Here is a 26,454-nt window from a genome sequence, read left to right as displayed (position 1 = left end):
GGCGTATTGTAACGGGGCTTAGCAAATGCGCGGCAGCATCTCGCCGGCCAGCCAGTCCAGCAGGCGCTCGCCGCCAAACGGCGTGCGCACACGCACGAAGTGGTGCGGGTCGGCCACCACCTGACCGATGTTGGCCGCATGGCGGCCCAGCGGGTGCGCCCGCAGCGCGGCCAACGCAGCGTCGGCTTCGGCGGCGGGGCAGACGGCAATCAGCTTGCCCTCGTTGGCCACGTACAGCGGGTCCAGGCCCAGGAACTCGCAGGCGGCGCGCACCGCCGGCTGCAGCGGTATCGCGTCTTCCTGCAGTTGCATGCCCACGCCGGACTGGCGGGCGATCTCGTTCAGCGTGGTGGCCAGGCCGCCACGGGTGGGGTCGCGCATCAGGCGCAGGCCGGGGCTGGCTGCCATCAGCGCCGCCGCCAGCGTGTGCAGCGCGGCGCTGTCGGACACGATGGGGCTGGCAAAGCCCAGGTTTTCGCGCTGGCTCATCACCGCCATGCCGTGCTCGCCCAGCGTGCCGGATACCAGAATCGCATCGCCCGGCTGCGCCTGGCTGCCGCACAGCTGTACGCCGTCGGCCACCACGCCAATGCCGGTGGTGCTGATGTACACGCCGTCGCCGTGGCCGCGTTCCACCACTTTGGTGTCGCCGGTCACAATGCGCACGCCGGCGTCGCGGGCGGCGGCGGCCATGCTGTCCACGATACGCTTGAGGTCGGCCAGCGGCAGGCCTTCTTCCAGAATAAAGCCGGCGCTCAGGTACAGCGGCGTGGCGCCGCCCATGGCCAGGTCGTTCACCGTGCCGTGCACCGAGAGGCTACCGATGTCGCCGCCGGGGAAGAATAGCGGCGAGATCACGTGGCTGTCGGTGGCGATGGCCAGGCGGCCGCCGGGCGGCGGCAAGATGGCCTGGTCGTTACCCTGCGCCAGGTAGTCGTTGCGAAAGGCCGGGGCGAACAGCTCGTCTACCAGCTGCGCCATGGCGCGGCCGCCGCTGCCGTGGGTCATGTCGATGCGGCCGTGGGTGATGTCCAGCTTGCGGGTGGGGTGGCTCATGCCGGTTGCTCCTGCGGCGCGGTAAAGCGGCCGTAGTGGTAGTGGGCGGCGCAGGCGCCTTCGCTGGACACCATGCACGAACCCAGCGGGTTGTCGGGGGTGCAGACAATGCCGAACACCTTGCAGTCCTGCGGCTGTTTTTGCCCGCGCAGGATGGCGGCGCACTCGCAGGCGCGGTGGTCCGGCACGTGGCGGTAGGGCAGGCCGAAGCGCAGCTCGGCGTCGAAGTCGGCGTAGTCGGGGTGGATGGCCAGCGCCGACTGCGGCACCTGGCCCAGGCCGCGCCATTCAAAGGTTGGCCGCAGCACCAGCGTTTCGGCCACCACGGCGCGGGCGGTGGCGTTGCCGTCGGTGGTGACGGCGCGGGTGAACTGGGTGGCCACGCCTGCCTCGCCACGGTTGATGCGTTCCACCAGCATCAGCACCGATTGCAGCACGTCCAGCGGCTCGAAACCGGCAATCACCACCGGCTTGGCGTAGGCGTCGGCCACCGCCTGGTACGGCGCGCTGCCGATCACGGTGCTGACGTGCGAGGGGCCGATGAAGCCGTCCAGCTGCACCGCGTCGCCGGCGGCCAGCAGGTGCTGCATGGCAGGCGGGGTCAGCACGTGGTTGCAGAACACGCTGAAGTTGCGCAGCCCTTCGGCGCGGGCGGCTTTCAGCGCCAGCGCGGTGGGCGGGGTGGTGGTTTCAAAGCCGATGGCAAAGAACACCACCTGCCGCGCCGGGTTGTCGCGCGCGATCTGCAGCGCGTCGGCGGTGGAGTACACCATGCGCACGTCGCCGCCCAGCGCCCGCGCCTTGTACAGGCTGAGCTTGTTACTGGCCGGCACCCGCAGGCAGTCGCCGTAGCTACAGACGATGGCGCCGTGCTGCAGCGCCAGCTCGATGGCGGAATCGATACGGCCGATCGGCAGCACGCACACCGGGCAGCCGGGGCCGTGGATCAGCTGCACCGCCGCCGGCAGCAGGCCGGTCAGGCCGTAGCGGGCAATGGCGTGGGTGTGGCCGCCGCAAAACTCCATCAGCCGGTAGTGGCGGCCGGGCTGTACCGCCTCGGCAATGCGGGCGGCCAGGCCGCGCGCCACGTCGCCGCGGCGGAATTCGTCTACGTATTTCATGGCTGCTCCCCCTGCGGCAAGGCGGCCAGCTCGTGCATCAGCGCCAGCGTTTTTTCGGCTTCGGCGGCGTCCAGCCGGCCGATGGCGTAACCCACGTGCAGGATCACGTAATCGCCGGGCTGCACGCCCGGTACCAGGGCGATGGATACGTCGCGCATCACGCCGTCCACCTCGACACGGGCGTTATCGCCCGCCAGTAGCTCCGTTACTTTCACCGGCATGGCCAGGCACATGGGTCAGTCTCCTTGTTGGCCAGTATCTGCCGTGCTACCCAGGCCTGGCCCACGGCCAGACCGCCGTCGCCGGCCGGCAAGGCCTGCGGGTGGTACACGGCCAGTCCGGCCTGTTGTAATCGCGGTAGCAGCGCGGCCAGCAAGGTGCGGTTGGCAAAACAGCCGCCGCCCAGTGCCACCGTGCCGATCGAGTATTGTTGCGCGGCAGCCAGTACCCAGCTGGCAAGCGCCGCCGCCAGCGTGGCGTGCCACAGGCTGGCGATGGTGGCGGCGTCGGGCCGGGCCAGCAGCTGCCGTAGCAGCGGCGCCAGCTGCAACACGTTGGCCGCATCGATATGCCAGGCCTCGGCCAGCGGCGCGCAGGGCTGCGCCAGCGCTTGCAGCCGTTGTGGCGCTTCGCCTTCGTAGCCTTGCTGCAGGCACACGCCGGCCAGTGCGGCGACCAGGTCGAAATAGCGGCCCATGCTGCTGCTGTACGGCGTGTTGATGCCGCGTGCCAGCTGTTGCTGTAGCAGCGGCCACGCCGGCTGGTGGCCAAAGCGGCGTTCTGCCTCGCTCGCCAAACCGTGTTGCAGCAGCCAGGCGGCGGCCACGCGCCACGGTTCGCGTGCGGCGGTGTCGCCGCCGGGCAGCGCCAGCGGCGCCAGGTGGCCGATGCGCTGGCTGTGCGCGCCGTCTACCCGTAGCAGCTCGCCGCCCCAGGCGCCGCCGTCGTCGCCGACGCCGTGGCCGTCCAGCGCCAGGCCCAGCACCGGGCCGTGCAGCTGGTGTTCGGCGCACACGGCGCCGATGTGGGCGTGGTGGTGGCTAATGCGTAGCAGCGGGAGGTTGGCCGCCGCGGCCAACTGCGCCGCCAGCTGGCTGGCAAAGTGCTCGCCGTTGTCGCAGGCGATGGCTTGCGGTGCGTGGCCGGCGTGCAGCTGCAACGCGGCGATGGCGTGCTCCAGTGCCACGCAGGCAGCCGGGTGCGCCAGGTCGCCGACGTGGGCGCCGGGCAGCGCCGCGTTGCCGTACAGCAGCGCCGGGGCGTTTTTCAGGTAGCTGCCGGTGGCCAGCACGGTGGCACCGTCGGCGGCCAGCGGCAGCACGTCCGGCACGTAGCCACGGCTGCGGCGCAGCGTGGCGTGGCCCAGTGCGTCGACGCGCAGCACGCTGTCGTCGCTGCGGGCGTGGATGGCGCGGTCGTGCAGCAAAAAGCCGTCGGCAATGCCGGCCAGTGCGGCGAGCGCTTCGTCGTTATCGATGGCCACCGGCGCGCCGCTGGCGTTGCCGCTGGTCATCACCAGCAGCATGGCTTGGGCGTCATCCAGCCAGCCGGTGCCGGCCGGGCGGCCGGCGGCCTCGTGCCACAGCAGCAGGTGCAGCGGCGTGGGCGGCAGCAGCACGCCCAGCTCGGCCAGGCCCGGCGCCAGCGCGTCCGGCAGGGGGGCGCCGCCGCGTGGCAGCAGCACGATGGGGCGCGCCGGGCTGGCCAGCAGCGTGGCTGCAGCGGCATCCAGCTGCACCACGCCGTGCAGGCTGGCCAGGTTGGCCGCCATCAGCGCCAAGGGCTTGGCCGGGCGGTGCTTGCGCTGGCGCAGGCGGGCAATGGCGCCAGCGTTGCGCGCGTCGCAGGCCAGATGAAAGCCGCCGCTGCTTTTTATTGCCACGATGCCGCCGCCTTGCAGCGTGGCCAGCGCCAGTGCCAGCGGGTCGCCAGCTTGCGGCGTGCCCTCCGCGCCGAGGTAGTGCAGCTGCGGGCCGCAGGCCGGGCAGCAGGTTGGCTCGGCGTGAAAGCGGCGGCTGGCCGGCTGCTGGTAGTCGGCGTTGCAGGCCGCGCACAGCGCAAAGCCGGCCAGCGTGGTGGCGCTGCGGTCGTAGGGCAGGGCGCGGGTGACGCTGTAGCGCGGGCCGCACTGCGTGCAGTTGATGAAGGCGTGGCGCCAGTGGCGGCCAGCCGGCTGGCACAGCTCGGCCAGGCAAGCGTCGCACGGCGCGCTGTCGGCCGGTAGCCGCACCTGTGCTGTGTTGCCTGCGCTGGCGGCAATGGTGAAATCGTGCTCGCCCTGTGGCGGCAGCGCGTGGCTGGTGAGGCTATCCACCTGCGCCTGCGGCGGCAGGCCGGCCAGCAGCTGTACGGCAAAGGCGTCCAGCTGCGCCGCGCTGCCTTCCACCTCGATCACCACCCCGCTGGCGTGGTTGGCCACGTGGCCGGCCAGGCCCAGCGCCTGGGCCACGCGCCACACGTGCGGGCGAAAGCCCACGCCTTGCACGCGGCCACGGGCGGTGAGGCAACGGCGTTGCAGCGCCATGCCTTAGCGCTGCGCCAGCTGCGTTTCGAGCGCGGCGACCTGGGCTTTGAGTGCGGCCAACTGCGCCAGCTGTGCTTCCCGTTCGGCACGCTGGGCGCGCGCTTCGATCAGGCCGTAGGCCAGCCACTGTAGCCAGGCGTCCATGCCGTCGCCATTGCGGGCGCTCAGCTGCAGCACCTCGATGGCGGGGTTGACGCGGCGGGCGTAGGCGATGCAGGCATCGACGTTGAAATCCAGGTGCGGCAGCAGGTCGGTTTTGGTGAGTACCATCAGACTGGCGGCGGCGAACATGTCCGGGTACTTCAGCGGTTTGTCTTCGCCCTCGGTGACCGACAGGATGGCGACCTTGTGCGCCTCGCCCAGGTCGAACGCCGCCGGGCACACCAGGTTGCCGACGTTTTCGATCAGCAGCAGGCTGTCGTCCTGCAGCGCCAGCGCGTCCAGCGCCTGGCCCACCATGTGCGCGTCCAGGTGGCAGCCCTTGCCGGTGTTGATCTGGATGGCCGGCGCGCCGGCGGCGCGGATGCGCTCGGCGTCGTGCGCGGTTTGCTGGTCGCCCTCGATTACCGCCAGCGGGGTGGAGGCGGCCAACCTTTGCACGGTTTCGGTCAGCAGCGTGGTCTTGCCGGAGCCGGGGCTGGATACCAGGTTCAGCGCAAAAATGCCGCGCTCGGCCAGGCGGCGGCGGTTTACCGCCGCGTACTGGTTATTCTTGCCCAGGATGTCCTGCTCGATCTTCACCATGCGCGCCTGGCTCAGCCCCGGTGCGTGCGCGTGCGCCGGGCCGTGGCCGTAGTGGTGGCTGCCGTCGGCCAGTGTTACCGGCGCGCTATCGGCGGCGTCGCTTGCCTGCGCTACCGGCTGGGCTGGCGCGTGGTGGTGGTCATGCTGGTGCGGGTGAGCGTGGCTGTGATCGTGGTCATGATGATGGTGATGGTGATGGCCATGCGCGTGGCCGCCGGCGCGGCGCGGGCGGTACGGGTATTTCACGGCCGGTTTCTGGCCCTCGATGCTGACATTGCCTTCGGCGCAGCCACAGACGGTACACATGGGTGGGGTCCTTTCTTATTCTGTTCGGTGTTGTGTTTTTCTTTGTGCGGGTGGTAACGGTGCTGGCAGGGCTTATTCCACCTCCAGCTCCGCCACGCGCAGTTCCTCGCCGCCGGTGACCTGTACCTGGTGGCGGCCGCAGCTGGGGCAGGCGTCAAAGCGCGCGTGGATGGCGACCTCCTGGCTGCAGGCCAGGCACCAGCCACGGCCGGGCTCGCGCAGCAGGTGCACCTGGGCGCCCTCGGCCAGGCTGCCGCGTAGTACCACGTCCAGGCAGAAGGTCAGCGCTTCCGGCTCCACGCCGGCCAGCTCGCCTACCTGTAGCCAGATCTGTTTGACGCGGCGGAATTGCTGCGTGTGTGCGTGCTCTTCCAGCAGCTGCACGATGCCTTCGGCCAGCGACATTTCATGCATGGGGCGGTTCCTCGTTATCGATACCGGCAAGTGTAAAGCTTACGCAGGGGTCGATCAGCAATAGCCTGCGCTGTATCTGGGCGGCCGTACCGTTGGCCGCGGCCTGCGCCATGCAGCCTTGCGGGTGGCTGTGCCATAGCGTGGGCGGCAGCACGCGGTAATGGCTGATGTGGCCGTCGCTACCCAGCGTGGCCAGATGCAGCAGCGGGCCGCGTGCGGTGTCTACCAGCGCCAGGCCGCTACCGGCCAGCGTGCAGCTGTCGCTGCCCGCTTCGGCCTCGCCCAGCCAGGCGGCCAGCGCCAGCCAGCGCGCCAGCAGGCGCGCAGCGCTGACATGGCAGGTGTCCAGCCACGCTTGCAGCAGCGGCTGGTAACGCGCCAGCGCGCCGGTTTCTACCGGCTGGCTGCGCCAGCTTGGGTAGTGACCGGCAAGCCAGTGTGGTTCGGCGGCCAGCGCGGCGGTGTTGCCCAGCATATGCAAGGCAGGGGGGGCTTCCGGCGCTGCAGCCAGTAGCTGCTGCAAGGCACGGGCGGCGGCATTATCGCCAGCGGCTGCCCATTGTTGCCAGCCGGCCAGACCATACTGGCACCAGATAGCCGGCTCGGTACCGAAAATGCTGTACGCGGCCAGCTGGCGGTAATCCTGTAGCGTGCTGGCGCGCGCCAGTACCGCGATGGCACTGGCGTCGCAGGGTTGGCCGCAGGCCGGCGCCCAGTCCAGCAGCCAGCGGCGCAGCGTTTCGCGGATGGCCTCCAGCCGCACAGCGGCCAGTGCTTGTGGGTTGGCCGCGGCAGGCTGGCCGCTGGCGGCGGCCAGCGCCAGTGTGGCGGCCAGCTGCTGCGCGTGGCCGCACAGCGAAAACAATTGCGGCGCCAGCGCAATGGCCTCGGCCGGTGTGCGGCCGACAAATAATTGCTCGGCGGCCAACCTGGGCCAGTGCACGCTCACCTGGCCGTGCCGGCGCTGCAAGGTGATGCCGTTCATGCGCCGCCCAGCCCGAACAAGCGGCGGCGGCTCAGGTCCGGCCCTGCCGGCGTGGCCGCTGGCGGCGCCGGAATCTCGAACAGCAGGCGCAGCACTTCGCTGGCGGTGTCGCGCGCGGATTGCTGGTCGGCAAACTGCGGCAGCGGCGAAAACAGCGAGCACATCAGGTAGGGGCCGATGCTGTCCTCGCTGCCCGGCAGAAACGGCATGATGCCTTCCGGCAGCGCCACCAGCCGCTCTTCGCCGGCCGGGCCGTCCGGCAGCGGCGCGTCGGCAGGCAGCAGCATCAGGTTGATGAACCATGGCGTAATCAGCACGCCGGCCCACCAGCCCTGGTAGCGGCGAAAGCCCACGCTTTCCACGCAGATGGCCGGGTTCAGGATGGGGATGCCCTGCATGCGCGTGTGCTGGATGTGGCGGTAGGCCTGTTCCAGTGCGGCGCCCGGGTGCTGCAGCCAGCCGGCGCTGCTGTGGCGCGCGTTCATGGCAGCACCATGAACTGTTCATGCGCACCGTCGCACACCGGGCAGTGCCAGTGCGCAGGCAGTGCGCTAAACGGGGTGCCGGGGGCGATCTGCCATACCGCATCGCCCTGTGCCGGGTCGTACACCCACCAGCAGATCTTGCACTCCAGCCGCGCGTCGTCGGCCAGCGCGCCGGGTTTGCCCAGATAACTGCCTTCAAAGGTGTTCATGCCACTTGCTCCCCGGTGAGCCAGTCCAGCGCTTCCTGCAGCCGCTCGATGGCGTCGGCCAGATCGTCGGCGGCGGCCAGGGCCACCTCCGGCATGCGGGTGATTTCCAGCGTGTCCAGCAGGATGGCGTTCATGCCGTTGAAGTACTGCACCCGCCACACGTTTTGCAGGCCGGTGGCCATCACCCGGCACTTGCCGTAGCCGCGCGAGAACACGCCGCTGTTGCCGCCGCCCAGGTTGGCGTCGATATAGGCCATGTCTTCCGGTGTCATCGGCAGCAGGCTGAAGTTGATGACGTGGTCTTCGTCGCCGTCCTGGTAGGCGGCGGCGCGCTCGGCCACCTCGGCCAGCACCGCCGGCGCGTTCATCAGCGCCACACCGGCCGGGTCGAACGGGGTCAGCTCTCGGCGGCCAAAAGCGCGGGCCTGCTGCCACACGGCAGCGGGGATGGCACAGGCTTCGATGCGGTCGGCCAGCGGCTGGCCGTCGGCGTCGGTTTCCAGCACGCGCCACACGCCGGCGAACACCGATTCCTGGATCAGCAGCTCGTGGCCGTTGAGGCAGCGCACGCGGGCGCTGACTTCACCTTCGCCCAGCAGCTGGCTGACTAGCGTGCGGCCGTCGCGGTCCAGGCCGTTCAGCTGTAGTGACGGGTAGGGCTCGCTCGTGCCGTCCCACGCCTGCATGCGGCGGATCAGCTCGGCCACCAGCGCCTTGGCGTTGCCCAGGTGGGCGGTTTCTTCGGCGGTAGGCAGCCAGGGCATGTCGAAGCCGTCCAGCAGGCGCGGCAGCGGCAGGTAGTTCAGGTCGGGGGCGGCCGGTTGCGAGCCGGGGCCGATGCCCACTACCGGAATGGGGAAGGCTTTGGGCAGGGTAAAGGTGCTCATTGGCAGGCTCCGCTGGTGGGGCTGGTCACAGGAATGCCCACCGAGGGCGGGCGGCGCGCCGGTGCGGCCAACAGTTCGGTAAAGCGGTGTACGACGTCCGGCCAGTCCATCAGGCCGACGATGACGCCGGTGTACTGGCCGCCGCGCAGGAATACCAGCGCCGGGTACTTCAGCACGCCAAAGCGGCTGGCAAGCGTGCGGCTGGCGGCCGGGTCGGCCCAGCAGACGTGCGGCGCGGCGCCGGGCAGGCTTTTCAGCACCTCGGGCACGATGATGGCGTTGTCGGCCACCTCGGGGTGCTGGTGCGGGTCGGCGTTCAGCATCAGCACCAGTTGCGGGTGTGCGGCAGCCAGTGTGTCAAGGTTGGCCGCATCGGCCTGGCTGTAGCCCAGCGCGGCCAGGCGAGCGGCAACGCTGTCGAAGGTAGGAATATACGATTGCATGGTGGGTGGCCTTGCCTTGTCAGCTTGATGGGGTCTCGGGTGTCAGCAGCGCCTGCAGGTGCGGGGGCAGCTGCGGCTCGCGGTGGTAGAGGTCGGCAAAGTGCTGCTCGGGCTGGTAGTGGCCGGCCAGCGCGGCTTCCAGCGCGGCGATGGCGGCCAGGATGTCGGCGGCGCGCTGCTCGTCCAGCAGCTCGCGCGCGGCGCCGGTGAATACCAGTAGCCACTGGCCGGCGCTGACCTCGCCCAGCAGCCGGGTGTCGATGTCTACCTGGCTGCCGTCGCGGTCGCGGCAGCGGGCGCTAAACCAGCCGGGAGTAACGACTTGCATCGGGGTGCCCATGCACATCAGTGCGGCTCCCCGTCAAACAGCACGCGCGCGTCGCCCACGCGGCAGGCGCTGTCGGCGCTGGGGCGCTCGCTTTCGTAGCGCGTCATGTCCAGGCTGGCGTCGTTCAGCCGCGCGCCGTCACCGCTGGCGGGCTGTACCTGCACGCCCCAGGCGGCCAGGGTTTGTACGGCGATGGCCAGCGCCTCGGGCAGGCGGGCGCGCACGGCTGGCGACAGGCTGCCGCCGTAGTCTTCCAGCTCGGCCGGCTGCACACCGATCAGCGTGATGGCGGCAGGCGTCGTACCCTTGAGCTCGGCCAGCGCCAGCACCTCGGAAAAACCGGTCTGGTGCAGGCTCATTTTCTTGGCGGTGAGGTAGGCCGGTACCGCGTCGTCGTGGAAGACGCGCAGCGTGGCCGGGGGCAGGCCAAAGTCGATGGCGTCCAGGATCAGCAGATGGTCGGCCGCCTCGACATAGGGCAGCAGCAGCAGGCCCTGGGTACCGCCGTCTATCACCTCCACGTTGGCGGGCAGGGTATGGCCGGCGTATAGCGCCTCGGCACAGCGCACGCCGAAGCCTTCATCGGCCCACAGCAGATTGCCCAGACCCAGTACCACGATATGTGGCGTTGACATGTTTGCCTTCCCGGTGTGTTACGGAGGGCGTTACATATACAAAGGCCGTGCCAGTTTTGCGTGGGGGGGTGGTGCGGGCAAGTGGCTGATTTTTATGGGTTTGCTGGAGCGCGGCGGCGGGTGGTGCTTGCGGGGTGGAAGGTTGGTTTTCGTTTTGATGCTTTTGGGTGGAAGGTGGCTTTGCAGTGTGGCGGCTAGTGATAGCGTGCAGTCAGCTGCTGTAGCCAGCCGTTTTTTTGCAATTGGCGAAAGCTGGCCTGGTAAGGTGCCAGCCGGGTAGCCGGCGTACCTGGGCTAAAGGCAATGTACAGCGGCTGCGACAGCCCCGGCAGCGTAAAGGCAGGCTGCAGCAGGTGGCTATCCAGCCCGGCCTGGGCGCTGCGGTAGCGCAGCACGGCCTGGTTGGAAAAGGGCAGCAGGTCGATGCGGCGGGCAAACAGCTTGCGGATATTGCTCAGGTCGTCGCTGCTTTCCTGCAGGTTTTGTCCCAGTACAAAACCCTGTTGCAGCAGGTATTGCATTTTCACATCACCCGCGGTGGCGCCCAGCTGCCATACGCGGGCTTGGTCCAGGTTGCGGGCGTTGACTTCCTGGCGGGCGGCCAGGCGCCAGACGGTGACGTCATTGGGAGCGATTTCCCCTATCCAGCCAAACTGCGCTTCTCGCTGTGGCGTGCGTGCCAGGCAGAAGATCATCAGCCCCGGTGTGGTTTCTGCCATCTGGTAGGCCCGGGCCTAGGGCAAGAAGCGTACATCCAGCGTATCGCCGTTGGCCTTGGCCAGCTGGCGTGCGGTTTCCAGCGCGATGCCCCACGGCTGTGGCTGGGCGCTCTGGAAAGGCGGAAACTCGGTGGTGACGGCGGTGATGTTGGCCGCGCAGACCGGGGCGCTGAGTAATAAAGGAAACAGGCGGATGTACACGACAGGCAGGCGGCTTGGTGAGTGGTAAGTAAGGTGCCATGACTCTAGCGCGCCAGGCTTGCGTCGTTAAGTGCTTTTACCAGTACAGATGAAAATTTATTGAATTTAGGCAGGAACGGCTGTTTCAGACGCTATTGCCCGCGTTATCCTGATGCACTATTCATTGCCCTGCCTGCCGCGCCACCCTAAGCTGTATTACCGGTTTTGTGGTGTAAACGACATGAACATACCCGTATCGCAAGCCCTTTCCCTGTTACATCGCTGCAGCACAGCGGTGCTGGCCAGCCATTCGCAGGCAGTGCCGGGCTACCCCTTTGCCACGGTGTTGCCTTTTGCACCGGGGCCGGATCATAGCCCGTGGTTCTTGATGAGCAGCCTGGCCGAGCATTGCCGCAATGCCCAGGCCGACCCGCGCGTCAGCCTGTTGCTGCAAACCCCCACCGGTGAGGTGTTGCAGCAGGCGCGCATGACGCTGGTGGGTGAATTGCAGGCCCAGGTGCCGGATGCGGCTTTGCAGGCCCGGTTGCTGCGCTATTGCCCGGATTTCGAACAGTACCTGGCCTTGGGCGATTTCAGCTTTTACCGCCTGTCACTGCGCGCGCTGCGCTTTATTGGCGGCTTTGGCCAGATGGGCTGGGTGCAGCCTGAGGCCTGGCAGGCGACTGCCCGGCTGGAGCTGGCCACCGAAGCCAGCCTGTTACCGGGGCTGGTGCCGCCGGGCGAGCAGGTTACCGTGCTGGGGGCAGACAGCTACGGTGTGGACTATCTGGCACATGGCCAGCGCCAGCGCCTGGATTTTGGCGCTGCGGTGCCGGCCGGGCAGCTGCTGGCCCGCGCCCGCGCAGCGTTGGCCGCAGGCGAGTTGCGCTGATGGTACAGCGCGCGGCGTGAAAGCGATGTTTGCCGGGCAAATGCGGCATACTGGTATTTGGTTTAAGATTTTGTCGTTTATTTAAAAGTGAAAATCATAAAGCGAGGTAAGGTATGAGCCAACAAGTCAGGCTCGACCGCTGGTTCTGGCAGTCTTTCCTGCGTACGGCACTGGTTCCCTTACTGGTGGTCGAGCTCGGGTTTTTGCTGATCTACTGGGTCAGCGCCCAGATGATTTACCAGGATAACAGCCGCACGGTAGGCGACATGTCCAAGGCGTTCATGCCCCGCGAAGTGGTCACCGAGGCGCGTGCGCTGTCCGAGCGCCTGCATGCCGTCTCGGGTATCACCGGGCTGTTTGCCAGCCAGACCGGGCATGCGCTGCAGACACCCTATACCCCAGCTGCCGGCGAGAAAGCACGCTATCAGCGCACGGCAGACGGGGCGCTGGTGACCACCCGTGACAATGGCGGGGCCGCAGCCTACTACAGCGGCATCGTGCCGTTAGGCCCGCAGCAGCAAACCATAGACCGCAGCGTACAGCTGGACCCGGTACTGAAAGATATCAAAGCAGCGAACCCGCTGATTGCACAGGTTTATCTGAATACCAAAGATTCCTACAACCGTATCTATCCCTATTTTGAAGTGAAGGGCCAGTACCCGGCCAAGATGGATATCCCGTCGTACAACTTTTATTACGAAGCCGACGGCAAGCACAATCCGGCACGCAAACCGGTATGGACCGACGCCTACCTGGACCCGGCCGGCCAGGGCTGGATGGTGTCATCCATCGCCCCGGTGTGGCAGGGTGATACGCTGCAGGCGGTGGTGGGCATCGACATCACACTGAAGACCGTAGTGGACGAGCTGCTGGCACTGGATCTGCCCTGGGGGGCCTACGTGATGCTGATCGGGCGCGACGGCACCATTCTGGCCTTGCCACCGCAAGGCGAGCACGACTGGGGGCTGCAAGAGCTGGGCGTGCACAGCTATACCGAGGCTATCCGCCAGAACGTGTTCAAACCCGAAAAATACCGTATCGACCTGCACCCGGAGGGCAAGAAGCTGGCCGCACTGATGGGCAAGAACCACGCCGGCGTTGCCAGCCTGCCGCTGCGCCATGGCCGTCAAGAGGTGGTGGCCTGGTCGCGGGTGGCCGGCCCGAACTGGACCTTGCTGATGGTGGCCGAAGAGCCGGTGATCCTGGCCGAGGCGCAAAAGCTGCATGAACGCATGACCACCATAGGCTGGTTCATGCTGGCTGCCTTGCTGGCGTTTTATGCCGTTTTCTTTGCCTTGCTGTCCCGGCGTGCCCGCCAGATGAGCCAGCGCGTGGTGGCACCGCTGGCCAGCTTCCAGCAAGCGGTAGAACAAATTGGTGCCGGGCATTACCACACCACCCTGGCCCAGCAGCCCATCACCGAGCTGGACGCCCTGGGCAAGCATATAGGCCAGATGGCCGTACAGCTGCAAAAAGCTTCCGGTGTGGAAGAACAAGCCCGCCTGCAGATGGAAAAAGCCCTGGCTACCGAGCGGCAAATCAACCAGCAACAGCAGCATTTCATCGAGGTGCTGTCGCACGAGGTACGCACGCCGCTGGCGCAGATAGATTCTGTCGCCCAGGCGCTGCAGCGCCGTGGCAGCACGACGGATGCCGATACGCTCAAGGCGCGCCTGGGCCTGATCCGTGATGCCGGCGAGCGCCTGGGGGCCATGCTGGATCGCAGCTTGCTGGCTTTGCTGCCGGTACAGGATAACCATACCCCCTTGCTGCCGGTATCGCTGCCCGCCTTGCTGGACAGCCTGCTCGCCGACGGCCTGACAGACCAGCATATCCAGCGCCAGCTCGACGCGCCGGACAGCCCTGCCGTGCGCGAGCCGCTGTTACGCCTGGTGGTGCAAGAGCTGCTGCACAATGCGGCCAACCATGGTGGTGGCCAGCTGCGTGTAGCCTGCCGCCGGCAAGGCACTGAATGGCTGCTGCGTATCAGCGATGGCGGCCCCGCGTTGCCGGCCGACGAGCTGGCACAGCTGCTGCAGCCGTTTTATCGCCGCAGCGGTGACCGCGCCGTGGGCAGCGGCCTGGGCCTGACCATGGTGGCGCGCTTTGTCGATGAAATGGGTGGCCGCTTGCAGCTGGATAGTGCAGAAGGCGAAGGGCTGATCGTGTCCGTCTACCTGCCACTGACGGAGCATGACCATGTCTGAACAAAAAACAGTACTGTGTGTAGAGGATGACAACACCATCCGCATGCTGATCTGCGAGGAGCTGGCCTTTGCTGGCTACCAGGTACTGCAGGCACGCGATGGCGTGGAAGGGCTGGAGATGGTGCGCCAGCACAGCCCCGACCTGGTAGTGTGCGATATCTCCATGCCGCGCATGAACGGTTTCGAGCTGCTGGAAGCCGTGAACCTGAACGATGACGACCCGGTGCCCTTTGTCATGCTTACCGCGCTGGGCGACCGCCAGAACCAGATCCGCGGGCGTGAGCTGGGGGTGGTGGACTACCTGGTCAAACCGGTGGACTTTGATTTGCTGCTGGCTGCGGTGGCCTCGCGCATCAAGCGCCGCCGGCACTCCGACACTTTTGCCGACGCCAGCGGGCAGTTTTTCAGCCGGCCGTTACTGCTGCAGCGGCTGGAGGCCGCGCGGCGCGTGGTGGCGCCGGTGAGCGTGATCCTGACCAAGATCGACAGCTTTCTTGGCCTGTCCATCCGCCTGGCACCGGCAGAGCAGCAACTATTGCGCAGCCAGGTGCACACCCAGCTGTCGCAGCTGGCCGAATCCGGCAAGGTGTATGGCTGGGCCGATGGCTGCTGGGCGCTGATCGAGCGCGCCGATACCCAGGCCAGCGATATTCCTGCCAGCATGCAGCGCCATGAAATCATGGTGGGGGGGGTGATGGTGAACTACACCTTCAGCATGCTGCGTATCCAGGTGGACTGGACATCGCCCGAGCTGCGCCGGCTGGACGCCAGCGCACTGGTGGAGGCTTGCGCGCTGCACCTGAACTTCATCAGCGCCGGTAACGCGCGGCGCTTTATCTATCTGGGCGATGCGGACTACCACGCGCTGGAGGCAGCGCGCTACGCCGAGCGTAACCTGGCCGAGGCCATACGCCACGGCGAGCTGGAGCTGGTGTTCCAGCCGCGGGTGGATATGGCCAGCGGGGGTATTGTGGGCGCCGAAGCCCTGCTGCGCTGGCCCGGCGCGGCCATCGGGGTATTGTCGCCCGGTTTTTTTGTTCCCGCTGCCGAGCGCATGGGCCTGGCTGCCGAGCTGGACCGCTGGGTGATCAGCCGCATGCTGCAAGCTGTGCGCCAGATGGTGCAGTGGGCGCCGAGTATCGTATTGTCGTTCAACCTGTCCGGGCAAAGCCTGGGCGCCGGGGTGCCGGCCTACCTGAGCGACTGCCTGAAAGACGACGCACAAGGCATTGCGGCCAACCTGGAAATCGAAGTCACCGAAACTTCCATGGCCCACCTCACGCCCGAGGTAGAACAGGCCATCGCCCGTTTGCGCGAGATGGGTACCAAGCTGGCGGTTGATGATTTTGGCATGGGCTACGCCTCGCTGGCCTACCTTAAACGCTTGCGTGCCGAGGTCATCAAGATAGACCGCAGCTTTGTTACCGACATTGCCCGGCAGGAAATCGACGCCCAGATTGTAGAGGGCCTGATCGGCCTGGCGCGCGCCATGGGTTGCATTGTGGTGGCCGAGGGCGTGGAAACGGCGGTACAGGCAGAAGCCTTGCTGAACCTGGGCTGCCGCTACGCGCAGGGCTATTATTTTTATCGGCCCATGCCGCTGGACGAACTTCTTGCCCTGCTGGAGGCACCATGACAGCGATTCCTCCGGGCTGGCTGCCGGCGCTACCGGCGCTGAACCAGCTCAGTACCGCCATCTGGTTTTATCATTTCAGCCAGCAAACCATCGTATGGGCTAACCTGGCCGCGCTCAAGCTATGGGACGCACCGGACCTGGAAGCCCTGCAGCAGCGCGACCTGAGCATGAGTAGCGAAGGCGGGCGCTTGCGCCTGCAAGGCTACCAGGCAGCCTTTGCCCGCCACGAAACCGTGCGTGAAACCTGGACCATCTACCCGCGTGGCCGGCCGGTGCAGCTGCATTGCCATTGCGCGCAGCTGGATGTGGCGGTGCCGGACATCATGCGCGTAGAAGCCAGCGAGCTGGATTTCGACACGCAGACTTCGCGCTCGATAGAAATGCTGCGCCACGTGCGCGAAATGGTGACCCTGTACGACCTGCACGGCAATGTGCTGCTGCGCAACCCGGCCGCGCAGGCCTATCTGCCGCAGGCCGATGATGCCTTTGCGGCCAACCTGCACAGCGCTGCCATCGCCCGCGAGCTGCGCACCGCTGTGTCGGAAAGCCGCTCGGTACGCCGCATTGTGGAAGTCAACCTGGCTGACGGCAGCACCACCCGCCACCAGATGCAGCTGGTAGAAGTGGCCGACCCGGCTACCGGCGACCCGGCGCTGCTGGTGAGCCAGCACGATGTGGGCGACCGGGAAAAACTGCTGCAGCTGCAGCGCGAGCGTAGCGAGGAGCTGCAGAGCATTCTGGATGCCTTGCCGCTGCCCATGGTGATTTCCGAGCTGGAAGGCGGGCGCATCCGCTACGCCAACCGGCTGGCGATAGAGCTGTACGGCATGTGGCTGGGCAGTAGCGGGGACTTGTCGCCCGTTTCGGCGGGTTTGTATGAAAAGCCGGAAGACCGCGACAAATTTCTGGACCTGCTGCAGCTGCAGGGCATGGTGTCCGACTTCCAGACCGTGCTGCGCGACCGCCAGCAGCAGCGTTTTGACGCCAGCCTTACCGGCTGCCTGGTGGATTACCGCGGTATCCCCAGCATTCTGGTCAGCGTGCTGAATATCTCGCATATCCGCGAGCGCGAGCGCTCGCTGGAAGCCACCTTGCAGCACGAACGCGAGCTGATGGAAATGCAGCGGCGTTTTGTCTCCATGGTGTCGCACGAGTACCGCACGCCGCTGGCGGTGATCGACGGCATTGCCCAGCGCATTCTGCGCAGCCCCGGCCAGTTCACCTGCGAGATGCTGCACGAGCGGGTGCAGCGTGTGCGCGATATGGTGGCGCATATGGTGACGCTGGCCGATAGTGTGCTGACGCTGAACCGGCTGGAGTCAAACCAGCTTCGCGTAGAACACGTGCCGGTGCGCTTGCTGCCCTTGCTTGGCGAGTTGGTCGAGCTGAACCAGGCCATTTACCCCGATTGCCATATCGAGCTGGACGCCCAGGCCGAGGTGGCGCTGCAGGTCGAGGGCGACATGGAGCTGCTGCGGCTGATTTTTTCCAACCTGATCAACAATGCCATCAAGTACTCGCCGCGCTGGCAGCGTGTGGCGCTGACCCTGCGCCAGGATAATGACACGGTAAGGGTGTCGGTGCGCGACTGGGGGGTAGGGGTGCCGGAAAGCGAGCAGGGCCTGCTGTTTACGCGGTTTTTCCGCGCCAGTACCGCGCAGGGCATACCCGGCTGCGGCATAGGCCTGGCGCTGGTAAAAGAGCTGGTGCAGATGCACCACGGCAGTATCGAGCTGGAAAGCAGCGAGGGCAATGGTGCCATGTTTACCGTGACGCTACCGCTGCGCCAGCCAGACTAGCCTGCGCAGTAGTGACAAAAGACAACCCCTGTTTGCCAGTGCAAACAGGGGTTTTTTTACGGCATGGCCCTGCCGGGGGCAGGGTGGGTGGCTGCGGCTTATTCGGCCTTGGCGGCTTCCAGCACGATGTTCAGTTTTACGTCATCGCTGATGGCTGGCAGGAAGGTTTTCATGCCGAACTCGCTACGCTTGATGGTGGCCACGGCGTTGGCACCCCAGTTTTCCGCACCGGTCATCGGGTGTTTGGCCTTGGTCACGTTGACCAGCTTCAGGGTCACCGGCTTGGTCACGCCCAGCAGGGTCAGGTTGCCTTTTACAGCAGCCGGCTTGCCGTTCTTGAACTCAACCGCGGTGGACTTGTAGGTCAGGGTAGGGAATTTTTCCACGTTGAAGAAATCGGCGCTCTTCAGGTGTTTGTCGCGGTCGCCCAGGAAGGTCTGCAGCGACGCGGCGTCGATAGCGACATCCACGGCGCCGGTTTTGGCGGCTTCATCCACGGTCAGCTTGCCGCTGATCTTGGTGAAGGTGCCGGCTTGTACCGACAGGCCCAGGTGGTTCACTTCGTAGCTGGCGTAGGTGTGGGTCGGGTCGATGTTGTAGGACACCGGGGCGGCAAAGGCGGCACCAGCAGTGGCAAACAGGGCAGCAAACAGGGTGGTACGGATCATTTTTTCTCTCCAGAGTAGGGTGGGGCTATCAGGGCAAATATGGCTGGGGCTGGGCCCGGGTATCAGGGGTTGACCAGCACCAGACGGAATTTCAGGTCTACGTTGTCGGCTACGGTGCCGGTATCGCTCCAGCTGCCTTCACCGATCTTGAACGCCAGGCGCGAGATCGGCAGCGTGCCGTCCACGGTCAGGGTTTTACCCTGGGCGGTGGCGGTAAACGGGGCGCTCACGTCACGGCTGACGCCTTTCAGGGTCAGCTTGCCGGCGACCTGGTAACGGTTGTTACCCAGGGCCTTGATACTGGTAGACACAAAGCGGGCCTGCGGGAACTGGGCAGCGTTGAACCATTCTTTTTTGCGCGCTTCCGCGCTGGCCTCGCCGGTAGGCAGCGCGATGCTGCCAGTGTCGATGCTGATGTCGGCTTTGCCGGTTTCAGGCTGGGCCGGGTTGAAGTCCACGTTGGCCGCAAATTTCTTGAAGCTGCCGGACATCGGCACGCCCATCTGTTTCAGGGTAAAGGCCAGCTGGCTCTTGGTCAGGTCTACCTGCTGGGCGAAGGCTGGCGCTGCGAGCAGGGCGGCCAGGGGCAGAAGCAGTGCTTTTTTCATGGGTGGGTTCCTGTGTGTGCCACGCGGGTTTAGCCGCGCAGGCTCATGCGGCTCAGCAGGCCGTCCTTGTCGATGAAATGGTGTTTCAGTGCGGCGGCTACGTGGCCCAGTACGGCCAGCAGTAGCAGGGTATTCAGGGCGTCGTGCAGCTGGCCCAGCTGGGGTGCCAGCTCGGGGTTGGCCGCTATCAGGTCTGGCAGCTGCCACAGGCCGAACATCACCACGGGGATGCCGTAGGCCGAGCTCATCAGCCAGCCGGACAGCGGGATGGCAATCATCAACACGTACAGCAGCAGGTGGCCGGCGTGCGCTACCAGGCGGGCAGCTGCCGACATGCTGGCCGGCAGCGCCGGGGCGCCTTTTGCCAGGCGCAGCAGAATGCGTACCAGTACCAGCGCCAGTACGGCGATGCCAGCCCATTTGTGGTAGCTGATCAGCTGGAATTTGGCTGGCGACAGCGGCAGGCTGTGTACGTATTTGCCAAAGGCAAAGGTGGCGACCATCAGCACGGCCATCAGGCCATGCAGCGCGATTTGCAGCGGGTGGTAACGGTTGGCTGGCTTCATTCGGCTGGCTCCAGTTTCTGGCCAATGGCGGCGCGCAATGCGGCCAACATGGCAATGTGTTGGTTCAGGCTGGCGTCGTCCAGGTGGTCAAACGCTTCGCCACAGTGGCTTACTACATCAGGAAAGGCGCTATCGAATACCGCTTCTCCTGCCGGGGTCAGTGCAACAAACAGGCTGCGCCGGTCGTGTTCCGGCACCGTGCGGCTGATCAGGCCTTTGTCCAGCAGCCGGTCCAGGACGCCGGTCAGCGTGCCTTTGGTAATCAGCGTGCGCTCCGACAGCTCGCGGCAGCTCATGCCGGGGGTGTTGCCCAGCGTGGCAATGACATCGAACTGCGGGTGTGTCAGGCCGTGTTGTTTGATGCGCTGGCTACTGAGCTGCTCGAACGCCTGGTAAGTGCGTACCAGTTCGCGTACCAGTGGTATGGAACGGTGTTTGCCGGGCTGGTCTGGCATGCCTGTGTCTCCGAGTAAGTTGTGATTAGGATAGTTCCAGTTAGTACTAAATAAAATCAAGCTTTTTTGTAAATCTTATTCAGCAATTCTGAACTGCTGATGTACCGGCGGGTGTGATGGGGCGTACGGGGGCCGCGTGTGCCGTGCAGGCAGTCCGGTTCGGGCGGGGTGTTGCCGTAAAGATAGCGCTAAGCGGATGAACCCCCGCCGGCAGGCGGGGGCTGGGTGGGTTAGGCTGCCGGCGTGCTGCGCTGTGCCCGCTCTTCGCGCGGGGTAATGCCGAAATGGCTGCGGTAGGTGCTGGAAAAGTGCGGCCCACTGGAAAAACCGCAAGCCAGGCCGATCTGCACAATGGACTTGCTGGTTTGCTGTAGCAGCTGGCGGGCGCGGCTCAAACGCAGCTCCAGATAGTATTTGGAGGGCACAGTGCCCAGGTGCTGTTTGAACAGCCGCTCCAGCTGGCGACGCGACACGCCCACGTAGTAGGCGATATCGTCGGTGGTCAGTGGCTCTTCGATATTGGCTTCCATCAGGCTGACGGCCTCGGTCAGCTTGGGCTGGCTGCCGCCGATGCGCGTGGCCAACGGTATGCGCTGGCGCTCGCTGCCGGGGCGCAGGCGCTCCATGCTGAACACCTCGGACAGCGTGGCGACAAACTCCTGCCCCAGGTTGGCCGCTACCAGTGCCATCATGAAATCGAAGGTGGCTGCACCGCCTGCGCTGGTCAGCCGGTTGCCATCCAGTTCAAAAAGATTGGATGACACGATGACGTCAGGAAATTCGTCGGTCAGGCGGCTGATCTCCTGCCAGTGGATGGTGGCGCGATGCCCTGCCAGCAGGCCGGCGCGCGCCAGCCAGTAGCTGCCGCAGCCTATGCCGACCAGCTGGGTATGGTCGGATAGCTGGCTGCCTATGGCTTTGCCCAGCTCGTCGGCCGATACGTCAATGCCGACTTCGTCAGCCAGCACCACCAGCACGTCCAGTTTGGGCGCGTGTGCCAACGGCAGGTCCACCGGCATGCGCATGCCATTGCTCAGGGTGACCATTTCACCGCTCAGGGATAGCGGCAGAAACTCGTAGGCGCGGCGTTCTGCCAGCTGGTTGGCGCGGGTGAGCACTTCGGTGGCAATGGCAAGGTCTGCCATCGAGGCATGGGGCAGTAGCAGGAAGCCGAAGCGAACGGGTTTGTGATGTGGGGCGATATTGACCATATCCGGTAGCCGGGTGCTCCAGGTGCTGTAGCAGCGGGGTGAATCAAGCGCGCATTGTGTCGTGCTTGCAGGTGGCAGGCAATATGCAGCCATATAAAAACTGCATGGTTTTGCTGCGTGCCTGTAAAAAACGGCGCCATGCAAACGTTGTAGCTTGCATGGCGCCGGTAGATCAAGCCAGATGCTTTATTTCAGGCTGCCGGACAGGAACTGCGCCAGGCGCTCGCTCTTGGGCTGCGCCAGTACTTCGCGCGGGTTGCCTTGTTCTTCGATACGGCCCTGGTGCAGGAAGATCACGTGGTTGGACACCTCGCGGGCAAAGCCCATCTCGTGGGTTACCACCACCATGGTGCGGCCTTCTTTTGCCAGGTCCTGCATCACGCGCAGTACTTCGCCGACCAGCTCCGGGTCCAGCGCCGAGGTGGGCTCGTCAAACAGCATGACTTCCGGCTCCATCGCCAGCGCACGGGCAATGGCCACGCGCTGCTGCTGGCCACCGGACATGTGCGACGGGTATTTGTCTTCCACGCCTTTGAGGCCAACCTTGTCCAGGTATTTGCGGGCACGGGCAATGGCTTCGTCCTTGGGTACGCCCAGTACGTGCACCGGCGCTTCGATGATGTTTTCCAGCACCGTCATGTGCGCCCACAGGTTGAAGTGCTGGAACACCATGGCCAGCTTGGTGCGGATGCGCGCCAGCTGTTTCTGGTCGGCCGCTTTCAGCGCGCCGTTACGCTTGTCCGTAGTCAGCGCCAGCTGTTCGCCGGTGACGGCAATGCTGCCGCTATTGGGCTGTTCCAGCATATTGATACAGCGCAGGAAGGTACTTTTGCCGGAGCCGGACGAGCCGATGATGCTGATCACGTCGCCCGCATGGGCGGTAAGCGATACGCCTTTCAGGACTTCGTGGCTACCGTAGCTTTTGTGCAGATCCTGCACTTGCAGTTTGATATTGGGTGTCTGGTTCATGCTGAGAGCAACTTTCCGGTTTTGAAGGCCTCGGCGCTGGCAACTTTGGCCAGCCACTGGCCTGCAGTAGCGTAATGACGGCTGTCGGTGGCGTACAGCATGCCGGCGCGGTGGGCGCGCAGCGCGGTAACGCGGTCGTTTATCGGGTCGATCACATCGGCCAGGTGCTGGCCGCTTTCAACCAGGGTGCCGGGCGGCACGTAGTAGTGCACCACGCCGGCGTGCGGGGCGAGCAGGCTTTCCGAGCCAGCCAGCGGCGTGGCCGGGTAGGCCAGCGCGGGCAGTGGCGGGGCCTCACCACGGAGGATGCCGCGGTGGGTCAGGAAGGCCAGCAGCCGGTCGGCATCGCCTGCGGCCAACTCGTGGCTCACATCAGCCTGGCCGCGCAGCTCTACGGTGACCGACAGGCAGGCCATGTCGATGGCCGCGTCCAGGCCGGCGCCCTGTACCAGGTCGCGCAGCTGCCACCATAGCTGGCTGCAGGCTTCGTCGAACGGGTTGTCGCCCGAGTCTTCGGCCAGCAGCGTGGCGGCGGCGCCCAGGTAGCGCGCCAGCGGCTCGCACTGCGGCCACAGCGGTGTGCCGGTATACAGGTGCAGGGCGGCGTCCAGGTCGCAGTGCAGGTCCAGTACCACGTCGGCATCGCAGGCCAGCAGCATCAGGGTTTTACGCTGCGAGGCCAGTTCGCTGGCCGGCTCGATGGCGGCCACCATGCTGCGCAGGTGCTCGCGTACCAGGCGGGTGTTGGCCGCAGCGTCCGGGCCCAGTTGCTCGCGCAGCTTGTCGAATAGCTGGCGGGCAAAGGCGGGGTAGTGGCGGTTGAAGTTCTGGCCGCTGCCCAGCTCGAAGCGCCCCAGCGCCACGCCGTTCAGGTTCTGGTCCAGGCCGATGGGGTTGGCCACCGGCACCAGCACGATTTCGCCGGCAATGCGGCCCTCGGCTTCCAGTGCGGCCAACCTTTGCTTCAGATGCCAGGCGGTCAGCATGCCCGGCAGCTCGTCGGCGTGCAGGCTGGCCTGGATGTAGACCTTTTCACCCTGGCCAGGCTGGCCGTAGTGAAAGCTGCAGATGCTGCGCCCGGTGGTGAGGCTGGGCGACAGCAGGGGGTGGTCTATGCGTTGCATGTCGGCTCCTTAGTGCTTGCGCGGGGCCAGGTAGGCCAGCCAGCGGCGCTCGGCCAGCTTGAACAGCCACACGAAGCCAAAAGTCAGCACCAGGTAGAAGCAAGCCACGGTAATGAAGGGCTCGAACGGCATATAGGTATCGCTGAACACGCGGCGCGCCACGCCAGTCAGGTCGGCCAGGGTGACCAGGCCGGCTACAGACGTGGACTGCATCATCATCACCACCTCGTTGCTGTAGGCGGGCAGCGCGCGGCGCAGCGCCGACGGGATGACGATGCGGCGCATCATCAGCCATTTGCTCATGCCCATGGCCTTGGCCGCTTCGATTTCACCGTAATGGGTGTTACGGATCTGGCCGGCGATGATTTCGGTGGTGTAGGCCGCGGTGTTCAGCGTAAAGGCCAGGATGGCGCAGGCGTAAGCCTCGCGCAGGTATTCCCACGCCCAGCTATCGCGTACCCAGTCAAACTGCGACAGGCCGTAATAGATGATGAACAGCTGAACCAGCAGCGGTGTGCCACGGAAGACATAGGTGTACAGCCACACCAGGCTGGACGCCACGCGGTTTTTCGAGACGCGCATCAGCGCCAGCGGCACCGCCAGCAGCAGCCCGCAGGCCAGCGACAGGAACAGCAGCTCCAGCGTCAGCTGCAAGCCATCGCTGGTGGACATCATCGGTGCGCCGTCGGCGCCGCCCAGAAAAGCGGGGAGCTTTTCCACGATCATGTTGAAGTCGATCATAGTTCGGTCTCCCGTACGCCCAGCGAGTAGCGTTTTTCCAGGCGTTTGAGGGCAAAGTCGGACACGCTGGTAATGGCCAGGAAGATCAGGCCTACGACGGCGTACACGGTAAACGGTTCCTGGGTGATGGATTTGGCGGTGTCGGCGCGGTACATCACGTCGTTCAGGCCGATCACCGATACCAGGGCGGTGGATTTCACCAGCACCAGCCAGTTATTGGAAAAGCTGGGCAGGGCAAAGCGCACCATCTGCGGGAAGGTAATGCGCAGAAACACGCGCAGCGGGCTCATGCCGTAGGCCAGGCCGGCTTCCATCTGCCCCTTCGGTACCGCCATGATGGCGCCACGGAAGGTTTCGGTCATGTAAGCACCAAAGATGAAACCGATGGTGAGCACGCCGGCAAAGAAAGAGTTGATCTCCGGTGCCTGCCAGCCCATACGGGTACAGAAATCGTTGATCAGCATCTGGCCGCCAAAGAACAGCAGCAGCATCCACACCAGGTCGGGTACGCCCCGCACCACGGTGGAATACAGCTCAGCCAGCCAGACCAGCGGTTTGGAGGGGGCCATCTTGAACATGGCGCCAATCAGCCCCAGCACCACGGACACCAGCAGCGATGCCACGGCTACCTGCAGTGTCAGTATGGTGCCTTCCAGAATGCTGGGTAGGTAACCCTGTAGAAACATTGTATTACTCCATCGTTCCTGCTTGATGCGGCAGGCGGCCAACCCGGGGTTGGCCGCGCGTTTTGCCAGACGGCGGGTGTTAAGTGCTGCTTACTTGCCGTAGATATCGAAGCTGAAGTATTTCTTCTGGATCTTGTCGTAGCTGCCGTCGGCACGGATCTGCTTCAGCGCCTGGTTGATGCGCGCCAGCAGGGCCTTGTCACCCTTGCGCACCGCAATGCCGGAACCCACACCGAAGTATTTCGGGTCGTTGTAGTCCGGGCCTACCAGGGCAAAGCCTTTGCCGTTGGCGGTTTTGACAAAGTCTACGTCACCCACGGCGGCATCCACGAAGGCAGCGTCTACGCGGGCGGCTTTCAGGTCCAGGAAAGATTCCGGCGCCTTGCCGTAGCTCACCAGTTTGGCACCCAGCTTCACGAAATGTTCGCGGGCGTATTTTTCCTGGATGGACGAGCGCAGTACGCCGATCTTCTTGCCCTTGAACCAGGCATCATTCACCTGGCTGCCTTCGCGCGCCACCAGGCGGCTGGCCATGTTGTAGTACTTGTCGGAGAAATCCACCGCCTTCTTGCGCTCTTCGGTGATGTTCATCGAGGCGATCACGGCGTCGAACTTCTTGGCGTTCAGCGCCGGGATGATGCCGTCGAAGTCTTGCGGCAGCACTTCGCACTGCGCTTTCATGGCCGCGCACAGCGCCTGGGCGATGTCCGGGTCAAAGCCGGTCATCTTGCCGTCGGCCCCCTGTTTGGAAAACGGCGGGTAGCTGGCGTCGGTGGCAAAACGCAGGGTCTCTGCGTGGGCGGCAGTAGTCAGGGCGAGTGCAAGCGCACCCAGCACAAGCAAGGGCTTCTTCATGTTTCTCTCCGGCACGGTAGGTTTTTCTGTTTTTAGGTATGAAAAACCCTGCCTACGGACCAAGGCAGGGCGGGGTTGGCAGGTTTAGTTGCCGTATACGTTAAAATTGAAGTACTTGTCCTGTACTTTCTTGTAGCTGCCATCCTTGCGGACTTGCTCGATGGCTTTGTTCAGGCGTTCGGTCAGGGCGCTATTGCCTTTCTTTACGGCAATGCCGGCACCGCGGCCGAAGTATTTGGCGTCGTTGTAGTCAGGGCCCACGAAGGCGTAGCCCTTGCCTTGCGACGACTTCAGGAAGTCGGTATCGCCGACAACGGAATCCACGAACACGCCGTCAATGCGGCCGGATTTCAGGTCCAGGAAAGCTTCCGGTACCTTGCCGTAAGCCACCAGGCTGGCGCCGCTCTTGGCCCAGTAGTCCTTGGCGAATTTTTCCTGGATGGAGGCGCGCAGTACGCCGATCTTTTTGCCCTTGAAGCTGTTCTGATCAACCTTGGTGCCTTCTTTGGCGATCATGCGGCTAGGGGTGTGGTAGTACTTGTTGCTGAAGTCCACCGCCTTCATGCGCTCTTCGGTGATCGACATGGACGACAGGATGGCGTCGAACTTATTGGCATTCAGTGCCGGGATCAGGCCGTCCCAGTCTTGCGGCACGATCTGGCAGGTGACTTTCATCGCGGTACACAGCGCATTGGCCATATCCACGTCAAAGCCTTGCAGCTTGCCGTCTGCGCCTTGTTTGGCAAACGGCGGGTAGTTGCCGTCGATACCAAAGCGGATGGTTTCAGCTTGTGCCGACATGCCGGCTGCGGACAGGGCCAGTGCGGCCAGGATGAGCGCTTTTTTCATGCTGCTATAACTCTCTTTGAAGATGGTGAACCCCGGCAAGCCGGGGCAGGGGTACCGCAGCCTGACGGTGGCGGTGGTACTGGCCTGGTGCAGGCCTTGCCTTGTTTGCAATATTGTTGTTTTCGCACCCCCTCTGTGGGGGACGGCGAAAT

General features: G+C 65.1%; 30 protein-coding genes. 4 read left to right on the top strand and 26 right to left on the bottom strand.

Going from position 1 to position 26,454, the window contains the following annotated elements:
- Positions 1-18 precede the first annotated feature (18 nt).
- The 15 genes from hypE to PQU95_RS04390 all read right to left on the bottom strand — a co-directional run bounded on the left by hypE (position 19) and on the right by PQU95_RS04390 (position 11,057).
- Complete coding sequence (gene hypE, locus PQU95_RS04460) at positions 19-1,056, bottom strand: hydrogenase expression/formation protein HypE (protein WP_272750878.1); 1,038 nt, start codon at positions 1,054-1,056, stop codon at positions 19-21.
- Positions 1,053-2,177: a hydrogenase formation protein HypD gene (gene hypD, locus PQU95_RS04455; protein ID WP_272750877.1), complete on the bottom strand. Its 1,125-nt coding sequence runs from the start codon at positions 2,175-2,177 to the stop codon at positions 1,053-1,055. Before hypD ends, hypE begins: the two co-directional genes overlap by 4 nt.
- A complete protein-coding gene (locus PQU95_RS04450; RefSeq protein WP_147683734.1) occupies positions 2,174-2,410 on the bottom strand; it encodes a HypC/HybG/HupF family hydrogenase formation chaperone in 237 nt (78 codons plus the stop codon). Before PQU95_RS04450 ends, hypD begins: the two co-directional genes overlap by 4 nt.
- Positions 2,389-4,701: a carbamoyltransferase HypF gene (hypF, locus tag PQU95_RS04445; RefSeq protein ID WP_272750876.1), complete on the bottom strand. Its 2,313-nt coding sequence runs from the start codon at positions 4,699-4,701 to the stop codon at positions 2,389-2,391. The genes PQU95_RS04450 and hypF overlap by 22 nt, the downstream gene beginning before the upstream one ends.
- Before the next feature lie 3 nt (positions 4,702-4,704).
- Positions 4,705-5,751, bottom strand: coding sequence for a hydrogenase nickel incorporation protein HypB (gene hypB / locus PQU95_RS04440; RefSeq protein WP_272750875.1), 1,047 nt, complete (start codon positions 5,749-5,751; stop codon positions 4,705-4,707).
- A gap of 72 nt (positions 5,752-5,823) precedes the next feature.
- Positions 5,824-6,165 (bottom strand): hydrogenase maturation nickel metallochaperone HypA, encoded by a 342-nt coding sequence (gene hypA, locus PQU95_RS04435; RefSeq protein ID WP_272750874.1) that lies wholly within the window; start codon positions 6,163-6,165, stop codon positions 5,824-5,826.
- Entirely contained in the window at positions 6,158-7,150 is a 993-nt protein-coding gene (locus tag PQU95_RS04430) for a hypothetical protein (protein ID WP_272750873.1), read from the bottom strand. Before PQU95_RS04430 ends, hypA begins: the two co-directional genes overlap by 8 nt.
- Positions 7,147-7,635 (bottom strand): [NiFe]-hydrogenase assembly chaperone HybE, encoded by a 489-nt coding sequence (hybE, locus tag PQU95_RS04425; RefSeq protein ID WP_272750872.1) that lies wholly within the window; start codon positions 7,633-7,635, stop codon positions 7,147-7,149. Before hybE ends, PQU95_RS04430 begins: the two co-directional genes overlap by 4 nt.
- Positions 7,632-7,844, bottom strand: coding sequence for a rubredoxin (locus PQU95_RS04420; RefSeq protein WP_272750871.1), 213 nt, complete (start codon positions 7,842-7,844; stop codon positions 7,632-7,634). Before PQU95_RS04420 ends, hybE begins: the two co-directional genes overlap by 4 nt.
- On the bottom strand, positions 7,841-8,731 hold the full coding sequence (locus PQU95_RS04415) for a hydrogenase expression/formation protein (protein ID WP_272750870.1): 891 nt from the start codon (positions 8,729-8,731) through the stop codon (positions 7,841-7,843). Before PQU95_RS04415 ends, PQU95_RS04420 begins: the two co-directional genes overlap by 4 nt.
- Positions 8,728-9,174 carry a thioredoxin domain-containing protein gene (locus PQU95_RS04410; protein WP_272750869.1) on the bottom strand — a complete coding sequence of 149 codons (447 nt, stop codon included), beginning with the start codon at positions 9,172-9,174 and terminating at the stop codon, positions 8,728-8,730. The genes PQU95_RS04415 and PQU95_RS04410 overlap by 4 nt, the downstream gene beginning before the upstream one ends.
- Before the next feature lie 19 nt (positions 9,175-9,193).
- On the bottom strand, positions 9,194-9,514 hold the full coding sequence (gene hypC / locus PQU95_RS04405; RefSeq protein ID WP_272750868.1) for a HypC/HybG/HupF family hydrogenase formation chaperone: 321 nt from the start codon (positions 9,512-9,514) through the stop codon (positions 9,194-9,196).
- A 5-nt stretch (positions 9,515-9,519) separates the two neighbouring features.
- The gene (hybD, locus tag PQU95_RS04400) at positions 9,520-10,137 is read right to left on the bottom strand and encodes a HyaD/HybD family hydrogenase maturation endopeptidase (RefSeq protein WP_272750867.1); all 618 of its coding nucleotides are present in this window, start codon (positions 10,135-10,137) and stop codon (positions 9,520-9,522) included.
- A 194-nt stretch (positions 10,138-10,331) separates the two neighbouring features.
- The gene (locus PQU95_RS04395) at positions 10,332-10,856 is read right to left on the bottom strand and encodes a transporter substrate-binding domain-containing protein (RefSeq protein ID WP_272750866.1); all 525 of its coding nucleotides are present in this window, start codon (positions 10,854-10,856) and stop codon (positions 10,332-10,334) included.
- A gap of 15 nt (positions 10,857-10,871) precedes the next feature.
- Positions 10,872-11,057, bottom strand: a complete 186-nt coding sequence (locus tag PQU95_RS04390) for a hypothetical protein (protein ID WP_272750865.1) — start codon at positions 11,055-11,057, stop codon at positions 10,872-10,874.
- Between the two features lie 220 nt (positions 11,058-11,277).
- Here PQU95_RS04390 and PQU95_RS04385 point away from each other — a divergent pair, with 220 nt between their 5' ends.
- The 4 genes from PQU95_RS04385 to PQU95_RS04370 all read left to right on the top strand — a co-directional run bounded on the left by PQU95_RS04385 (position 11,278) and on the right by PQU95_RS04370 (position 17,570).
- Positions 11,278-11,928 (top strand): HugZ family pyridoxamine 5'-phosphate oxidase, encoded by a 651-nt coding sequence (locus PQU95_RS04385; RefSeq protein WP_272750864.1) that lies wholly within the window; start codon positions 11,278-11,280, stop codon positions 11,926-11,928.
- Positions 11,929-12,041: 113 nt separating this feature from the next.
- On the top strand, positions 12,042-14,135 hold the full coding sequence (locus tag PQU95_RS04380; protein WP_272750863.1) for a sensor histidine kinase: 2,094 nt from the start codon (positions 12,042-12,044) through the stop codon (positions 14,133-14,135).
- Positions 14,128-15,771, top strand: a complete 1,644-nt coding sequence (locus PQU95_RS04375) for an EAL domain-containing response regulator (RefSeq protein WP_272750862.1) — start codon at positions 14,128-14,130, stop codon at positions 15,769-15,771. Before PQU95_RS04380 ends, PQU95_RS04375 begins: the two co-directional genes overlap by 8 nt.
- Complete coding sequence (locus PQU95_RS04370) at positions 15,768-17,570, top strand: sensor histidine kinase (RefSeq protein ID WP_272750861.1); 1,803 nt, start codon at positions 15,768-15,770, stop codon at positions 17,568-17,570. Before PQU95_RS04375 ends, PQU95_RS04370 begins: the two co-directional genes overlap by 4 nt.
- A gap of 98 nt (positions 17,571-17,668) precedes the next feature.
- Here the strand turns inward: PQU95_RS04370 and PQU95_RS04365 are convergent, their stop codons facing one another.
- The 11 genes from PQU95_RS04365 to aotJ (PQU95_RS04315) form a co-directional block, all read right to left on the bottom strand.
- Positions 17,669-18,238: a YceI family protein gene (locus tag PQU95_RS04365; RefSeq protein WP_272750860.1), complete on the bottom strand. Its 570-nt coding sequence runs from the start codon at positions 18,236-18,238 to the stop codon at positions 17,669-17,671.
- A gap of 62 nt (positions 18,239-18,300) precedes the next feature.
- Positions 18,301-18,846, bottom strand: a complete 546-nt coding sequence (locus PQU95_RS04360; protein WP_272750859.1) for a YceI family protein — start codon at positions 18,844-18,846, stop codon at positions 18,301-18,303.
- Between the two features lie 29 nt (positions 18,847-18,875).
- Complete coding sequence (locus PQU95_RS04355) at positions 18,876-19,412, bottom strand: cytochrome b (protein ID WP_272750858.1); 537 nt, start codon at positions 19,410-19,412, stop codon at positions 18,876-18,878.
- Positions 19,409-19,867 carry a MarR family winged helix-turn-helix transcriptional regulator gene (locus tag PQU95_RS04350; protein WP_272750857.1) on the bottom strand — a complete coding sequence of 153 codons (459 nt, stop codon included), beginning with the start codon at positions 19,865-19,867 and terminating at the stop codon, positions 19,409-19,411. Before PQU95_RS04350 ends, PQU95_RS04355 begins: the two co-directional genes overlap by 4 nt.
- A 230-nt stretch (positions 19,868-20,097) precedes the next feature.
- Complete coding sequence (locus tag PQU95_RS04345) at positions 20,098-21,078, bottom strand: GlxA family transcriptional regulator (RefSeq protein ID WP_272750856.1); 981 nt, start codon at positions 21,076-21,078, stop codon at positions 20,098-20,100.
- A 186-nt stretch (positions 21,079-21,264) separates the two neighbouring features.
- Complete coding sequence (locus tag PQU95_RS04340; protein ID WP_017508570.1) at positions 21,265-22,047, bottom strand: ABC transporter ATP-binding protein; 783 nt, start codon at positions 22,045-22,047, stop codon at positions 21,265-21,267.
- Entirely contained in the window at positions 22,044-23,171 is a 1,128-nt protein-coding gene (locus PQU95_RS04335; protein ID WP_272750855.1) for a succinylglutamate desuccinylase/aspartoacylase family protein, read from the bottom strand. The genes PQU95_RS04340 and PQU95_RS04335 overlap by 4 nt, the downstream gene beginning before the upstream one ends.
- A gap of 9 nt (positions 23,172-23,180) precedes the next feature.
- Positions 23,181-23,912: an ABC transporter permease gene (locus tag PQU95_RS04330; protein WP_272750854.1), complete on the bottom strand. Its 732-nt coding sequence runs from the start codon at positions 23,910-23,912 to the stop codon at positions 23,181-23,183.
- A complete protein-coding gene (locus tag PQU95_RS04325; protein ID WP_272750853.1) occupies positions 23,909-24,598 on the bottom strand; it encodes an ABC transporter permease in 690 nt (229 codons plus the stop codon). The genes PQU95_RS04330 and PQU95_RS04325 overlap by 4 nt, the downstream gene beginning before the upstream one ends.
- Before the next feature lie 90 nt (positions 24,599-24,688).
- Entirely contained in the window at positions 24,689-25,453 is a 765-nt protein-coding gene (aotJ, locus tag PQU95_RS04320) for an L-arginine-binding protein AotJ (protein ID WP_272750852.1), read from the bottom strand.
- Between the two features lie 84 nt (positions 25,454-25,537).
- A complete protein-coding gene (gene aotJ / locus PQU95_RS04315; protein WP_272750851.1) occupies positions 25,538-26,302 on the bottom strand; it encodes an L-arginine-binding protein AotJ in 765 nt (254 codons plus the stop codon).
- Between the last annotated feature and the right edge of the window lie 152 nt (positions 26,303-26,454).

Origin of the sequence: Vogesella aquatica (assembly GCF_028548455.1) — a bacterium.
Lineage (GTDB): Bacteria > Pseudomonadota > Gammaproteobacteria > Burkholderiales > Chromobacteriaceae > Vogesella > Vogesella aquatica.
This window is presented reverse-complemented; position numbering and strand designations above follow the sequence as displayed.

Bases quoted from the DNA above. Each gene is read 5' to 3' on its own strand.
- hypE (WP_272750878.1), bottom strand. From the start codon at position 1,056: ATGAGCCACCCCACCCGCAAGCTGGACATCACCCACGGCCGCATCGAC.
- hypD (WP_272750877.1), bottom strand. From the start codon at position 2,177: ATGAAATACGTAGACGAATTCCGCCGCGGCGACGTGGCGCGCGGCCTG.
- PQU95_RS04450 (WP_147683734.1), bottom strand. From the start codon at position 2,410: ATGTGCCTGGCCATGCCGGTGAAAGTAACGGAGCTACTGGCGGGCGAT.
- hypF (WP_272750876.1), bottom strand. From the start codon at position 4,701: ATGGCGCTGCAACGCCGTTGCCTCACCGCCCGTGGCCGCGTGCAAGGC.
- hypB (WP_272750875.1), bottom strand. From the start codon at position 5,751: ATGTGTACCGTCTGTGGCTGCGCCGAAGGCAATGTCAGCATCGAGGGC.
- hypA (WP_272750874.1), bottom strand. From the start codon at position 6,165: ATGCATGAAATGTCGCTGGCCGAAGGCATCGTGCAGCTGCTGGAAGAG.
- PQU95_RS04430 (WP_272750873.1), bottom strand. From the start codon at position 7,150: ATGAACGGCATCACCTTGCAGCGCCGGCACGGCCAGGTGAGCGTGCAC.
- hybE (WP_272750872.1), bottom strand. From the start codon at position 7,635: ATGAACGCGCGCCACAGCAGCGCCGGCTGGCTGCAGCACCCGGGCGCC.
- PQU95_RS04420 (WP_272750871.1), bottom strand. From the start codon at position 7,844: ATGAACACCTTTGAAGGCAGTTATCTGGGCAAACCCGGCGCGCTGGCC.
- PQU95_RS04415 (WP_272750870.1), bottom strand. From the start codon at position 8,731: ATGAGCACCTTTACCCTGCCCAAAGCCTTCCCCATTCCGGTAGTGGGC.
- PQU95_RS04410 (WP_272750869.1), bottom strand. From the start codon at position 9,174: ATGCAATCGTATATTCCTACCTTCGACAGCGTTGCCGCTCGCCTGGCC.
- hypC (WP_272750868.1), bottom strand. From the start codon at position 9,514: ATGGGCACCCCGATGCAAGTCGTTACTCCCGGCTGGTTTAGCGCCCGC.
- hybD (WP_272750867.1), bottom strand. From the start codon at position 10,137: ATGTCAACGCCACATATCGTGGTACTGGGTCTGGGCAATCTGCTGTGG.
- PQU95_RS04395 (WP_272750866.1), bottom strand. From the start codon at position 10,856: ATGGCAGAAACCACACCGGGGCTGATGATCTTCTGCCTGGCACGCACG.
- PQU95_RS04385 (WP_272750864.1), top strand. From the start codon at position 11,278: ATGAACATACCCGTATCGCAAGCCCTTTCCCTGTTACATCGCTGCAGC.
- PQU95_RS04380 (WP_272750863.1), top strand. From the start codon at position 12,042: ATGAGCCAACAAGTCAGGCTCGACCGCTGGTTCTGGCAGTCTTTCCTG.
- PQU95_RS04375 (WP_272750862.1), top strand. From the start codon at position 14,128: ATGTCTGAACAAAAAACAGTACTGTGTGTAGAGGATGACAACACCATC.
- PQU95_RS04370 (WP_272750861.1), top strand. From the start codon at position 15,768: ATGACAGCGATTCCTCCGGGCTGGCTGCCGGCGCTACCGGCGCTGAAC.
- PQU95_RS04365 (WP_272750860.1), bottom strand. From the start codon at position 18,238: ATGATCCGTACCACCCTGTTTGCTGCCCTGTTTGCCACTGCTGGTGCC.
- PQU95_RS04360 (WP_272750859.1), bottom strand. From the start codon at position 18,846: ATGAAAAAAGCACTGCTTCTGCCCCTGGCCGCCCTGCTCGCAGCGCCA.
- PQU95_RS04355 (WP_272750858.1), bottom strand. From the start codon at position 19,412: ATGAAGCCAGCCAACCGTTACCACCCGCTGCAAATCGCGCTGCATGGC.
- PQU95_RS04350 (WP_272750857.1), bottom strand. From the start codon at position 19,867: ATGCCAGACCAGCCCGGCAAACACCGTTCCATACCACTGGTACGCGAA.
- PQU95_RS04345 (WP_272750856.1), bottom strand. From the start codon at position 21,078: ATGGTCAATATCGCCCCACATCACAAACCCGTTCGCTTCGGCTTCCTG.
- PQU95_RS04340 (WP_017508570.1), bottom strand. From the start codon at position 22,047: ATGAACCAGACACCCAATATCAAACTGCAAGTGCAGGATCTGCACAAA.
- PQU95_RS04335 (WP_272750855.1), bottom strand. From the start codon at position 23,171: ATGCAACGCATAGACCACCCCCTGCTGTCGCCCAGCCTCACCACCGGG.
- PQU95_RS04330 (WP_272750854.1), bottom strand. From the start codon at position 23,912: ATGATCGACTTCAACATGATCGTGGAAAAGCTCCCCGCTTTTCTGGGC.
- PQU95_RS04325 (WP_272750853.1), bottom strand. From the start codon at position 24,598: ATGTTTCTACAGGGTTACCTACCCAGCATTCTGGAAGGCACCATACTG.
- aotJ (WP_272750852.1), bottom strand. From the start codon at position 25,453: ATGAAGAAGCCCTTGCTTGTGCTGGGTGCGCTTGCACTCGCCCTGACT.
- aotJ (WP_272750851.1), bottom strand. From the start codon at position 26,302: ATGAAAAAAGCGCTCATCCTGGCCGCACTGGCCCTGTCCGCAGCCGGC.